Here is a 13,477-nt window from a genome sequence, read left to right on the forward strand (position 1 = left end):
TATTTTTTATTAAAAAAGGCTGTTTTCGTAAAAATTGTTGCTTTTTGAGCGTTTTTTCAAAGCTCAAAAAAACAAATAGCAACAATCGTTTAGAAAAGGCCTTAGAAAAAAGACCACCGGGATGCGATGGTCTCACATTATTGTCCAGAATCTTCATGATCCAGTAACGTGAGAATTCGTTCTAAATCATCTTCAGAAAAGAAGTCAATTTCAATTTTCCCTTTCTTCTTCCCTTGTCTTATTTGTACATTTGTCCCAAAGTAGTTCTTTAATGTAGTCTCTCTTTCTCGGATAAACGGTGAGATCTTTCGTTTTTTATCCTTTGTTTCACGTGAAACAGTTTCGTTTATTTTTTGTACATAGTCTTCAAGCTGGCGGACGCTAAGTTTTTCATTGACCACTTTTTGAATTGTACTTGGGATTTTCTCTTTATTTTTCAATCCTAACAATGCTCTACCATGACCCATAGACAGTTTCCCCTCTGAAATAAACTGCTGGGCTAGCTGTGGCAGCTGGAGTAACCTTACATGGTTCGCTATGTGCGGGCGGCTTTTCCCTAACTTTTTGGAAAGCTCCTCTTGTGTGACTTGGAGATGCTCTAGAAGCTTTTGATAGGCTCTTGCTTCCTCCAATGGATTTAAATCTTCTCTTTGAAGATTTTCGATTAACGCAATTTCCATCATTTCGTCTTCAGATAGATCACGAATAACTACAGGAACTGTTTTAAGTTTTGCTTCTTTAGCCGCTCGAAACCGACGCTCCCCCACCACGATTTCGTAACCTTTAATACTTTTTCTGACGATTAAAGGCTGTAATATTCCGTGCTGACTAATAGAAACTTTTAGTTCTTCAATGGCTCCATCATCAAATCGTTTTCGCGGTTGGTAAGGATTCGGTCTTAACTCTCCGATTTTTAATTCTTGTACTTTTTCCTGTTTTTCGTCCGATGATTCAGGAAAGAGTGCCTGAATACCTTTTCCAAGACCTTTAGCCATTCGACACCACTTCCTTCGCTAATTCAGTATAAACCTCTGCACCTTTCGAACGCGGGTCATATGTAATGATCGGTTCTCCGTGACTTGGCGCCTCCCCTAAACGTACATTTCGAGGAATAACCGTTTGAAATACTTTTTCGCGAAAGTATTTCTTCACTTCTTCAATCACTTGAATTCCTAGATTGGTCCTCGCATCGAGCATTGTTAATAAAACACCTTCAATCGCCAATTTTTGATTCAAATGTTTTTGTACTAAACGTACGGTATTTAACAATTGACTTAACCCTTCCAAAGCGTAATACTCGCATTGCACCGGAATGAGTACTGAATCCGCCGCTGTTAACGAGTTAATCGTTAGTAAGCCAAGAGAAGGTGGACAGTCGATGACCACATAATCATAGTCAGCAGAAACTTGATCGATAGCTCGTTTAAGTCGAACTTCCCTGGAAATCGTCGGTACCAGCTCAATTTCAGCACCTGCTAATTGAATTGTCGACGGTAATAAATCAAGCCCTGTTAGCGTCGTTGGCAAGATCACATTTTTTGCCTCTGTATCTTCCACTAACACATTATAAACACACTCATCTACATCCCCTTTGTCAATTCCAATCCCACTCGTAGTATTGCCTTGTGGATCAATGTCAATGAGCAGTACTCGCTGTCCTTCATTGGCAAGACACGCACTCAAATTCACCGAAGTCGTCGTTTTTCCAACGCCGCCTTTCTGATTTGCGATGGCTATGACTTTTCCCATCTCGTCACCTACCTTACTGATCGTTGAATCTGTGATAAAATAGTTCCAACGTCTTAAAAATAACTCTCGTAGAGATTGTTCACTTGTATTGTTTATATTGAGTTTAAAATTTTCTGTCACTGCATTTTATTTTATCATGAAAAAGCCGTCATGGAAGATTTCCGTTTTAAAAATTGAAAAAAACTAGTTTTATTTAGGGGTTGCTGAATAACTCTAGAACTCAAATACAAAGGGTGCCGCTTCAATGTCTTCTCTTTCCGCAGGCGTATGCTACTTATTCAGCAGCTTTTATTTACTTTTAGCATTTTAACATTGGGAAAACAAAGTAATGAAGTTGAGGTTTGTTTTTGTGCTCTGATTCAAAAAACTTACCTATATAAAGAAAACAATTCGTGAAAATATGAGCATCCTATCTTTAGGTTAACGTTTCCAAACGTGTCTCACGAATGGTCAATGAACTATCCACCCACCCATCCTGAATTCATCAATTGAAAGGCGGATTAATAATGAAATGCTTATGTGAAACACCGCTAGAATCGATTCATCTCCAATTAGACGAAGAAGGGAGTCCAGTCGCCTGCTCTCATTGTGGCACTGAACTAGATCTTGAAGAACTCTCGCTCCCTCCTTCTTTAAACAGAACGATATACGAATGGACTGCCCAGTTTTCGAGTGGTGAATTAACTACGAAAGAAGCAAACGATACTGGACATACCCTCGTCTATCGATTGCAAGCGGCACTCGATGGTCAAACACTTGTTTTTTATATACCGCTCGATGAAAATATAAACATTTAGTCGTTTCTCTGATCCTCATGGCAGAAGCCTTCGTTTTACTTGAATTTTTTCCTTTAAGAAAAACGACATAGCGGTCTTTTATTAAAAACAGCGTTAGCTCGCATGTTTTTATGTCTCAAGGATACTTTTCCCTTGAGTCGCGCGGCGTGAAGGTAGCTGTCAGCTTATAAAGTCTTTCAAAAAAAGCATTCGATTCAATGTCGAATGCTTTTTTCATAGGATAGAAAAAATAGTTTAATAGTTTTATGATTTCGACTTGGGAATGCGAATAGTAAATTGATAATACTCGTCGTGCTCTTCTTCGTTCGTATCCACTTCCATCCCTGATTGAGCTACCATGTCCAGTGATTGGCGGATCGTATTCATAGCTAACCGCATGTCTTTGGAGTAGCCTTTTCGAATCGGCTTTTTCTTCTCAGGTTTTGGTTCAGATAACCTTTTAACCTGTTCTTCCGTCTGTTTCACATTGAGCTCTTCTTCAATAACCTTTTCTAAAATCTTCTCTTGCTTCTCGTTATCTTTTAAAGAAATCAATGCTCGTGCGTGGCGCTCTGATATTTGCCGGTTCAAAAGAGCATCCTGTACTGCTTGAGGCAAATGTAATAATCGCAGCTTATTCGCTACCGTTGATTGTCCTTTTCCTAAGCGTTGAGCCAGACTTTCTTGTGTAAGACCGTGAATATCCAAAAGTTTAGCGTACGCCATGGCTTCTTCAATAGCAGTAAGGCCTTCTCGCTGTAAATTTTCAATGAGAGCAACGGATGCAGTCTGAGCATCATTAAATTCTTTAATTACAGCCGGAATAGTATCCCAACCAAGCTTAGTTACAGCTCGCCAACGACGCTCTCCTGCGATAATTTCAAACTTGCCGTCTCGCTCTCGAACAACGATTGGCTGGATAATTCCATGTGTTTTAATCGTTTGAGCGAGTTCATCTATACGTTCGTCTTGAAAAACCGTACGAGGCTGGTAACGGTTAGGAACAATTTCTGCGACAGGAAGCTGCCTTACTTCCTCTCGGTCACTCACTTCAACTTCTTCTTGTTGTTTTTCATTTAAGCCAAACAAGCGTGAAAACGACTGCTTCATGGCGACACCACCTTCTGAAAACTACCTTAACTTCATTCGAGAAATAATGGACAAAATCCTGCTAGAAGAATATTGAAATTCTTACTTACATAAAAACCTTTGCTTAAGACTGTTATACTTCTTGTTCACGTGAAAGATAAACCACCTTAAACGAGCTGCTATACGATGGGTTGTTTATTAGGTGTTCCTGGTTTTCTTGGGTACTTTTTTGGTGTGGGTTGTACTTTTTTCACCGTAATAATGGAACGTTCACTCTGTTCTTTAGGAAGTTGAAACTCGTTTGCTTCGGCCAATTCTCCGCCTAAAACTCGAAAAGCTTTCCTAGCCTCATCAAGCTCATCTTTTGCTCCTGCACCTTTCATTGCAATGAAAGTCCCGTTCTTTTTAACTAACGGAAGACACAGCTCGCTTAAAACAGGGAGTCGGGCAACGGCTCTTGCCATCGCTACGTCATAGCTTTCCCGGTGTTCTTTTTTCTTACCAAATGTCTCAGCCCGGTCATGATAAAAAGAAACCCCGGCCAAGTCTAATTCTTCTGCTAAAGCATGGAGAAATGTAATTCGTTTATTTAACGAATCAACAATCGTCACATCTAAGTGGGGAAAGCATATTTTCAAAGGAAGGCTCGGAAAACCCGCTCCCGCCCCAATATCAACAATAGTGTGTACGTCTTGAAAGTTAAAATGAAAAGCTGCTGATACAGAGTCAAAGAAGTGCTTTAAATAGACCTCCTCTTTATCTGTAATCGCGGTTAAATTCATACGTTCGTTCCAGTCGACGAGTACTTCAAAGTAACGTTCAAATTGTGCTAATTGCTTGTCTTCCAATAAAAGCCCTCGTTTTACAAGTTCTTGTTGAAATTGATCTGGTTTCATACTCTCACCTTTTCTACGTTCCCGACACCGATCATTCTATTGTCTTGGATTCGTGAACTTTTTTAAGACGACCTTGTTCCATATAAACTAAAAGGACAGAAACATCTGCAGGATTTACACCTGCTACTCGGGATGCTTGTGCCATCGATAGCGGTCTCACTTCCGATAACTTTTGTTTAGCTTCTGTTGCGAGTCCGTTAATCGCAAAGTAGTCCAAGTCTTCAGGGAGCTTTTTCGTTTCCATTTTCTTGAGTCTCTCTACCTGCTCTAACTGCTTAGCAATATACCCCTGATATTTCACTTGAATCTCTACCTGTTCGGCAATATCGACATCAAGTGGTTTGTCAGGTGGTGCAAGCTTAGTCATGACGTCATAACCAATTTCCGGACGTTTTAAAAGGACTGTAGCATTGGTCGCATCCTTTAATGGAGATGATGGGATTGATTCAAGAAGCTTCTGTGCTTCATCTGTGACTTTAATTGTCGTTTTTTCAAGTCGTTTAATTTCGTCCGCAATCGCTGCTTTTTTCGCCTCGAAACGTGCAAAACGTTCTTCAGAAACCAGCCCGATTTCACTTCCTCTGTCTGTTAAACGTAAGTCGGCATTGTCGTGACGCAAGAGCAACCGGTACTCTGCTCGAGACGTCAGCAATCGGTAAGGTTCGTTCGTACCTTTCGTTACTAAATCATCAATCAACACACCGATATAGGCATCTGAGCGATCCAGAATGAGAGGTTCTTTTTCTTGTACTTTCAGCGCTGCATTGACTCCTGCCATTAATCCTTGCCCTGCAGCTTCCTCATACCCACTCGTGCCGTTAATTTGACCAGCCGTAAACAGGTGGCTGATTTTCTTTGTTTCAAGAGATGGCCATAATTGTGTTGGCACAATAGCATCGTATTCAATCGCATAGCCAGGACGCATCATCCTTACTTCTTCTAGTCCCGGTACCGTTTTCAGCATACTTAGCTGGATATCTTCCGGTAAGCTTGTAGACAATCCTTGTACGTAAACTTCAGACGTGTTGCGCCCTTCCGGTTCCAGAAAAATCTGATGACGCGGTTTGTCGCTGAAACGGACAATTTTATCTTCAATTGACGGACAGTATCGTGGTCCCGTCCCTTCAATCATTCCGGAATACATTGGAGAACGTTCTAGGTTACTATTAATAATCTCGTGCGTTAGATCATTAGTATACGTCAACCAACAAGGAAGCTGATCGGTAATGTATTTTGTCGTTTCATACGAGAATGCACGTGGAACATCGTCTCCTGGTTGAATTTCTGTTTTAGAGTAATCAATCGTTTGACTGTTCACCCTTGGAGGCGTTCCCGTTTTAAATCGAACCATGTCAAATCCTAACTCTTGTAAGTGGTAAGACAAATTTACTGAGGGCTGTTGGTTATTAGGTCCACTGTCATAGGCTAAATCACCAAGAATTACTTTTCCACGCAAATAAGTTCCCGTCGTTACCACCACCGCTTTTGCACGGTAAGCAGCTCCGGTTTGCGTAACGACACCTTTACAAACTCCGTCTTCGATAATTAGTTCTTCAACCATTCCTTGTCGAAGGAGCAGATTTTCTGTTTCTTCGATTGTTTTCTTCATTTCATGCTGGTACAAAAATTTGTCGGCTTGTGCACGTAATGCACGGACAGCAGGACCTTTTCCTGTATTTAACATCCGCATTTGAATATGGGTTTTGTCGATATTTCTTGCCATTTCACCGCCCAGAGCATCAATTTCACGTACGACAATCCCTTTTGCCGGACCTCCTACAGACGGATTACATGGCATATAAGCCACTGCATCCAAGTTAAGCGTCAACATAAGTGTATCAGCCCCCATACGTGCGGATGCAAGACCGGCTTCCACCCCTGCATGGCCAGCGCCAATGACAATCACATCAAATTCTCCACCATGGTAGCTGCTCATATCATTAACCTCCTTTACGTGTAATTTTCGATTACTTTCCTAAACAAAATTGCGAGAACAATTGATCAATTAAGCTTTCATTTATACTGTCACCAATCACTTCACCGAGTAGTTCCCACGCTTTTGTAATATCAATTTGCACCATATCCACCGGCATACCCGCTTCCACAGAGGAAAGGGCATCGTCAATAGTTCGACTAGCTTGATTCAAAAGGGCAATGTGCCTTGAGTTCGAAACATACGTCAAATCTCCAGACTCCAAATCTCCTTCAAAAAACAGCTGCTTGATCGATTCCTCTAACTCATCAATCCCTTCATCTTCCAGTAATGAAGTCGTAAGTACCGGACGATCTTTGGCTAATGCTTTGACACGGTCCATATTAATTTCTTTCGGTAGATCGGTTTTATTAATGATAATGATGGTATCTCTTCCTTCACTAATGGCAAAAAGCTTTTCATCTTCTTCCGTTAATGGTTCATTATGATTAATGACTAACAAAACAAGTTCCGCTTCACCAACAAGCTTCCTTGAACGATCCACTCCGATTTTTTCGACAACATCTTCTGTTTCCCGAATTCCCGCTGTGTCGAGAAGGCGAAGGGGAACACCGCGAACATTGACGTACTCTTCAATGACATCTCTTGTTGTTCCAGGGATATCAGTCACAATTGCCTTGTTTTCATGAACCAAGCTGTTAAGAAGTGAAGATTTCCCTACATTCGGACGACCGATAATGACAGTAGACAACCCTTCTCGAAGAATTTTGCCTTGTTGAGCTGTATTGAGAAGTTTGTCGATTTCTTTTTTGACGAAACCTGCTTTCTCATTTAAGATCTCCAATGTCATTTCTTCTGCATCATATTCTGGATAATCAATATTCACTTCGACATGAGCCACGGTTTCTAACAGAGCTTGTCTTAATTTCTGGATTCGATCGGATAATCGTCCTTCTACTTGAGACATTGCGACATTCATCGCACGGTCGGTTTTCGCACGAATTAAGTCGATCACTCCTTCAGCTTGAGATAAATCGATCCTTCCATTTAAAAACGCACGTTTCGTGAATTCGCCAGGTTCAGCCAACCGAACCCCTTCATTTAAAATCAGCTGTAACACGCGATTTACGGCAACAAGTCCCCCGTGACAGTTAATTTCAATCATATTTTCTTTCGTAAAAGTCCGTGGAGCATGAAGGATACTGACCATCACTTCTTCCACGGTTTCCTCTGTTTTCGGATCAATAATATGACCGTAGTTAATCGTATGGGAATCGGCATTCGCTAGTGGCTGCTTCCCTTTGTACAGTCGATCTGCAACTTCAATCGCATCGTCACCGCTAATTCTAACAATAGCAATGGCGCCTTCCCCCATTGGAGTAGAAATTGCCGCAATTGTATCGAGTTCCATTTACCTTCACCTCTCTTTCTGTAAAAGGTTGCTTAATATTCGTTTTGATCACTCTCTATATAAACTTCATTTATTCATTATTTTCATAGATAAAAACATGCATCCAAAATATTAGAATACCATAATCTCTTATACGAAAAAAGCAACTTTCTTCTCCATCTTAGACAAAAACAATCGGCTTCATCCACAAAGAGAAAGCAGCTTCTTACTGCGGATTATGCGTTATCCACATGTGAATAACATCACCCATTTGTAAATGATGCCCATTTATCCACAGTTCTTTCTTTACTTTACAAAATGTTTCCTTAAAAATCAAAGTATGAGGCTTTCTGATTGCGAAAAGAGTCAACAGTTACAACTCACAGTCTGCTCTTCCATCAACAAAACTTTAATACACAAAGGCTGGCTATTTTGTGCGTTAGGCAAGCGAATGCTCGCCACAAATTTACTAAACAGTTTTAGAAAAGCGCAAGGCGCCCTTACCCGACGACATGAAAAAGTTCTGTCCGATCAAAAGTGCTTTTTACTTTTGATCGGGCAGGTTATTTGACACGAGCCGATGGTGCCTGAAGCTAGACAACGAAACGTAGATTTTTATACCTTCTTAACTCTTGAGAAAAACCGCATAGCTTTCTTTTATTTTAAAGGCTTTTTGATAAGATAAGATCTTCGCTCAAATCCGCTACAGGCTGACGCTTTCAACGGGCAACGCTTCAGCCTCCTTTCACTTCTTGATGCTTATTTTGAAAAAGCAGCCAAGTTTGCGAAAACAGCGATTTAAAAAAACCATCGCCAGTTATAAAACGGCGATGGTTCTCCTAATTTAAGTGATACTCTCAGGTGACTGGTTGATTACTTTGGTGCAACCACGATCCGGCGGTTTGGTTCGTCACCATCGGAATAAGTGGACACACCTTTCACACTTTGAAGCGTTGTATGAATAATTTTTCGTTCGTGAGCATTCATTGGCTCAAGGCGTACTTCCTGACGGGTTCGAATCGCTTTCGTTCCTAATCGCATCGCTAATTTTTCAAGTGCTTCTCTTCTTCGTTGGCGGTAGCCTTCAGCATCCAACACAATTCGAAGGTATTCTTGAGAATTCTTATTTGCGACAAGATTGACTAAATATTGTAAAGAGTCCAGTGTTTGCCCTCTTTTACCAATTAAAACACCAATCTCCTCACCTGACACGTTAAAATAAACACCGTCTTTCATGATTTCCTCAGTGACACTTGCTGATACGCCCATTTGTTGAATCGTTTCTCTTAAGAAAGTAAGGGCTTCTTTTAATGGATCTGGTTTAACTTTAACTTCTACAACGGCCGGCTTGCCCCCAAGAATACCTAAAAATCCTTTTTGAGCTTCTTCAACAATGTGAACTTCGACTTCATCTCGCGCCACACTCAACTTGTCGAGTGCTTGTTCGATTGCTTCATCAACAGTTTTACCTGAAACAGTCACTTTTTTCACTTGTTCTTCGCTCCCCCTGTATCCGGTTCCTCATCATTATTTTTTCCTACATTCGGACCGGTAATAAAGTACGTTTGAACAATCATAAAGAGGTTACCAATTACCCAGTACAGCGCAAGAGCTGCAGGGAAGAATGCGGCAAAGGCGATGATCATAACTGGCATAATGTACATGAGCGCCTTCATTTGCGGGTTGTCTGTTACCATCATCATCTTTTGCTGAATGAAAGTTGTCGCACCCGCCACTAACGGTAAAATAAAGTATGGATCTGCAACCCCTAACTCGAACCATAAAAACTGCTGCGGTGCTCCTGTGTAGCTTGCATCAATAGACGGGTTAATTTGCGGTGTACGAATAATAGCATGATAAAACGCAATTAAAATCGGCATTTGAATTAATATCGGAAAACACCCTGCTAACGGGTTTACATTATGCTTCTGGAAAAGCTGCATCATTTCCTGCTGAAGCTTTTGTTGTGTTTGTTGATCTTTCGCGCTATATTTTTCACGAAGCTTTGTCATTTCAGGCTGTATGGCCTGCATTGCCTTCGTACTTCTCGTTTGTTTAATCATTAATGGCAAAATTAAGATACGTAATAAAATTGTAACAATGATAATCGCGAGGCCATAACTATTGTTTAACGCTTCAGCGATCGTTGTCATTAACCATGATAATGGATAAACAAAATAACTATCCCAAATACCTGTACTGGATGATTGAATCGGCTCATTTACATTAAAACACCCTGTCATAATGACCATTAAACCGACTAAAACGGTAACTAAACCAAATTTTCTTAACACTGTAAGATCCTCCCTTACTTTCTTAAAGCATGTTGTCTCTATAGTAAATGAAACACGTTACTCTATGAAATTCAGCGTGAAGTCTTACCCTTTTTTTCCGGCACAGGATCGACTCCTCCTGGATGTAAGGGTTGACATTTCACGATTCTTTTAATCGTCAGCCACGTGCCTTTGAAAACACCAAAGCGTTGATAGGCTTCAATACTATATTGTGAGCATGTTGGATAAAATCTGCACGATGGTGGCGTAAAACGGGAAATGTACTTTTGATAAAAGCGAATGAGTCCGATAAAAAACCGCTTCATTCCCCACACCTCACTTCCCAATTATGACCGGCGCTTTTCATCCAACAGCTTTCCTCGTTTCAGGACATGAATCAAACTTTTTTTCACTTCATGAAAGTCCATATCGGCTGTTGGTTTTCGTGCGATAATGACGTAATCTTTCTTCATTTTCAACCGGGGCTTTAACTCGCGGATCACTTCACGGATTAGACGCTTTACGCGGTTACGTGTCACCGCATTCCCTACCTTTTTGCTTACGGAAAGACCAACGCGGAATTCACTGTTATCGTCAGCTTTTCGCTGGTATACAACAAATTGTCGATTCGCTACTGAAGTCCCCCGTTTAAACACGAGCTGAAAATCTGCATTTTTTTTTAGTCGGTAGATTTTTTTCATCTTTTCCACCTCTGTTCACCCGACACGTTTATTTTACTTCTAAGAGATATTCAAAAAGTCCAAGGGAAATAGCTTGCGAGTCTCTTCAATCTCTCTTCTTATCCTCTGAATTTTATAATAGTGCGGATGAAACTCAAATTTCATTATATACAATGAGAGAATGAAAAACTAGACAAGAATCCAGCCTCTCGAAAATTTATGTTCATTTGAACATGAAAGATGGGAACAAGGACAAGCGATTGGCAACCAGTCACTCCCTGTTCCCTCTCATGTTGAAAAGCATCACAGCTTAATTATAATCTCTATACCAAGATTCACGATTCTGATCTAGCTTATACGTGATAGAAATAATAAGGAAAAAAAGACCACTGAGCGGTCAGTGGCCTTTTTAAGCAGATAGTACTTTTCTTCCTTTACGGCGACGATTCGCCAATACTCTACGGCCGTTTTTCGTACTCATGCGACTACGAAAACCGTGAACTTTTTTACGCTTACGATTATTTGGGCTGAAAGTTGGTTTACCCATCTATTAACACCTCCTGGGAAAATTCCTATAGACAGTCTTATAAAGTATAAGAAATTAGTGCTCTAATTGTCAAGAGTTCTTCCTAAACAGAATCTTCCTTTTTTCTTTGCAAACGATAACCTTCACGAAAATTCTTCCCATCGATCATGATTTGAATAAGTAGTCCTACAATTGAAATTTGAACATTTTTTTTTAAAAGTGAAGCGTTATCCACAATCTGACCATTTTTCTGCTTTTATAACGAATCAATCGACTAAAATATTGCCTGTGGACAACTTCCAACAATTTTCTTGTTTTCCACACAAGTTTTTCGACAAGTTTTACACATGATCTAGTGGTGTGGAAAAAACTTGGACACAACCCCTTGAATAATGTGGATAACTACGGTAACTCATTGTCATTAAGCTGACTTTCTGATATCATTATTTTGTTTTTCCAGTGGAGAACCTGTGGTAAAATAATAACTATCCACAACTGTGTACAACTATGTGGATAGTTATTCACGTCGTCTTGATGGTTTTATCCACATAGTTGTGTATGGCGTGAATTTCTGAGTTTCTACTATTATATTGTTTTTCCACAACTAGTACCCAACTAATATTTATACGCCCTTATTTATAGTGTTATACAACTGTTGTACAAGTCGACTTTCGGTAAGGTGGTCGGCTCATCTGTTGTGGTACAGATTAATGTGATAAAGGAGGTAGACGGTGGAGAATTTAAGTGATCTCTGGCAACAAGCCCTGAAAAATATTGAAGATAAAGTGAGTAAACCAAGTTTTGAAACATGGTTGAAGTCGACAAAAGCTGAGGCCATTGAGCAAGATACGATGATCATTATTGCACCTAATGAATTTGCCCGAGACTGGTTGGAGAATCGCTACTCAGGACTCATTTCTGAAACGTTACAAGAACTAACAGGCGCTGATCTTCATGTTCGTTTTGTAATCCCGAAAGATGAGCAAGAAGAAAATTTGGAACTAATTGAAAAGATGAAGCAACCTCAAAAACCTGCTGTACAATCGGACGATGATACGCCAAAGCATATGCTCAATCCAAAGTATACATTTGATACGTTTGTCATTGGCAGCGGCAACCGATTTGCCCATGCAGCCTCCCTTGCAGTGGCCGAAGCACCAGCTAAAGCCTACAATCCTTTATTTATATATGGAGGCGTTGGATTAGGCAAAACCCACTTGATGCACGCGATTGGTCATTACGTGATCGATCACAATCCGAATGCTAAAGTGGTTTATTTGTCATCGGAAAAATTTACAAATGAGTTTATTAATTCGATTCGTGATAACAAGGCTGTAAACTTTCGTAACAAATATCGAAACGTGGACGTGTTGCTAATTGATGATATTCAGTTTCTTGCTGGAAAAGAACAAACCCAGGAAGAATTTTTCCATACATTCAATGCACTGCATGAAGAACGAAAGCAAATTGTGATTTCAAGTGACCGTCCTCCAAAGGAGATCCCTACATTAGAAGATCGCTTGCGGTCCCGCTTTGAATGGGGATTGATTACAGACATCACACCTCCTGACTTGGAGACACGAATTGCCATTTTACGTAAAAAAGCGAAGGCAGAAAATCTTGATATTCCAAATGAAGTAATGCTTTACATTGCCAATCAAATCGATACGAATATCCGGGAATTAGAGGGAGCGCTCATTCGTGTTGTCGCTTATTCGTCATTGATTAATCAAGATATGAATGCCGACTTAGCTGCAGTAGCTTTAAAAGACATTATTCCAAACTCTAAACCTAAAACCATTAGGATTCAGGATGTACAAAAGATAGTTGCTGATACATTCCAAGTAAAGGTAGAAGAGATGAAGGCGAAAAAAAGGACAAAAACCGTCGCATTCCCACGACAAATTGCGATGTATTTATCGAGAGAGCTAACGGATAGTTCATTACCAAAGATCGGAAGCGAATTTGGTGGACGAGACCATACTACGGTTATTCATGCTCATGAAAAAATCTCAAGATTACTCAGCTCAGATCATGAATTACAAAAACAAGTACAAGAAATAACTGAGCAATTGAAGTCTGGCTAATTGTGAAGACTGTGCATAATCTCGCTCAGTTTATCAACAACTTGTCCACAGGTGGATAACTCGCTAATTCTGGAGTCT

Annotated in this window: 13 protein-coding genes; 2 read left to right on the forward strand and 11 right to left on the reverse strand. The window is 40.3% G+C overall.

Annotated features, from left to right (window positions below; translation table 11 throughout):
- Positions 1-137: 137 nt before the first annotated feature.
- The gene (locus tag CDZ94_RS13875; protein ID WP_096438014.1) at positions 138-995 is read right to left on the reverse strand and encodes a ParB/RepB/Spo0J family partition protein; all 858 of its coding nucleotides are present in this window, start codon (positions 993-995) and stop codon (positions 138-140) included.
- A complete protein-coding gene (locus CDZ94_RS13880) occupies positions 988-1,749 on the reverse strand; it encodes a ParA family protein (protein ID WP_096438016.1) in 762 nt (253 codons plus the stop codon). The genes CDZ94_RS13875 and CDZ94_RS13880 overlap by 8 nt, the downstream gene beginning before the upstream one ends.
- Positions 1,750-2,255: 506 nt before the next feature.
- On the opposite strand from CDZ94_RS13880, the gene CDZ94_RS13885 reads away from it, so the two are divergent.
- Complete coding sequence (locus CDZ94_RS13885; RefSeq protein ID WP_096438018.1) at positions 2,256-2,546, forward strand: hypothetical protein; 291 nt, start codon at positions 2,256-2,258, stop codon at positions 2,544-2,546.
- 243 nt (positions 2,547-2,789) lie between these two features.
- Here the strand turns inward: CDZ94_RS13885 and noc are convergent, their stop codons facing one another.
- The 9 genes from noc to rpmH form a co-directional block, all read right to left on the reverse strand.
- On the reverse strand, positions 2,790-3,635 hold the full coding sequence (gene noc / locus CDZ94_RS13890; protein WP_096438020.1) for a nucleoid occlusion protein: 846 nt from the start codon (positions 3,633-3,635) through the stop codon (positions 2,790-2,792).
- A gap of 158 nt (positions 3,636-3,793) precedes the next feature.
- Complete coding sequence (gene rsmG, locus CDZ94_RS13895) at positions 3,794-4,510, reverse strand: 16S rRNA (guanine(527)-N(7))-methyltransferase RsmG (RefSeq protein WP_096438022.1); 717 nt, start codon at positions 4,508-4,510, stop codon at positions 3,794-3,796.
- Positions 4,511-4,541: 31 nt separating this feature from the next.
- Complete coding sequence (gene mnmG / locus CDZ94_RS13900; protein WP_096438024.1) at positions 4,542-6,446, reverse strand: tRNA uridine-5-carboxymethylaminomethyl(34) synthesis enzyme MnmG; 1,905 nt, start codon at positions 6,444-6,446, stop codon at positions 4,542-4,544.
- 31 nt (positions 6,447-6,477) lie between these two features.
- The gene (mnmE, locus tag CDZ94_RS13905) at positions 6,478-7,854 is read right to left on the reverse strand and encodes a tRNA uridine-5-carboxymethylaminomethyl(34) synthesis GTPase MnmE (RefSeq protein WP_096438026.1); all 1,377 of its coding nucleotides are present in this window, start codon (positions 7,852-7,854) and stop codon (positions 6,478-6,480) included.
- Positions 7,855-8,706: 852 nt separating this feature from the next.
- The gene (gene jag / locus CDZ94_RS13910; RefSeq protein WP_096438028.1) at positions 8,707-9,324 is read right to left on the reverse strand and encodes an RNA-binding cell elongation regulator Jag/EloR; all 618 of its coding nucleotides are present in this window, start codon (positions 9,322-9,324) and stop codon (positions 8,707-8,709) included.
- A complete protein-coding gene (gene spoIIIJ / locus CDZ94_RS13915; RefSeq protein WP_096438030.1) occupies positions 9,321-10,127 on the reverse strand; it encodes a YidC family membrane integrase SpoIIIJ in 807 nt (268 codons plus the stop codon). The genes jag and spoIIIJ overlap by 4 nt, the downstream gene beginning before the upstream one ends.
- A 71-nt stretch (positions 10,128-10,198) precedes the next feature.
- The gene (gene yidD / locus CDZ94_RS13920) at positions 10,199-10,432 is read right to left on the reverse strand and encodes a membrane protein insertion efficiency factor YidD (RefSeq protein ID WP_096438032.1); all 234 of its coding nucleotides are present in this window, start codon (positions 10,430-10,432) and stop codon (positions 10,199-10,201) included.
- A 21-nt stretch (positions 10,433-10,453) separates the two neighbouring features.
- Positions 10,454-10,807: a ribonuclease P protein component gene (gene rnpA, locus CDZ94_RS13925; RefSeq protein WP_096438034.1), complete on the reverse strand. Its 354-nt coding sequence runs from the start codon at positions 10,805-10,807 to the stop codon at positions 10,454-10,456.
- Positions 10,808-11,195: 388 nt separating this feature from the next.
- Positions 11,196-11,333: a 50S ribosomal protein L34 gene (rpmH, locus tag CDZ94_RS13930; RefSeq protein WP_096438036.1), complete on the reverse strand. Its 138-nt coding sequence runs from the start codon at positions 11,331-11,333 to the stop codon at positions 11,196-11,198.
- A gap of 710 nt (positions 11,334-12,043) precedes the next feature.
- Here rpmH and dnaA point away from each other — a divergent pair.
- Positions 12,044-13,399, forward strand: a complete 1,356-nt coding sequence (dnaA, locus tag CDZ94_RS13935) for a chromosomal replication initiator protein DnaA (protein ID WP_096438038.1) — start codon at positions 12,044-12,046, stop codon at positions 13,397-13,399.
- The last annotated feature ends 78 nt before the right edge of the window (positions 13,400-13,477 follow it).

Source organism: Alteribacter populi, assembly GCF_002352765.1.
In the GTDB taxonomy this organism is placed as follows: Bacteria; Bacillota; Bacilli; order Bacillales; family Salisediminibacteriaceae; genus Alteribacter; species Alteribacter populi.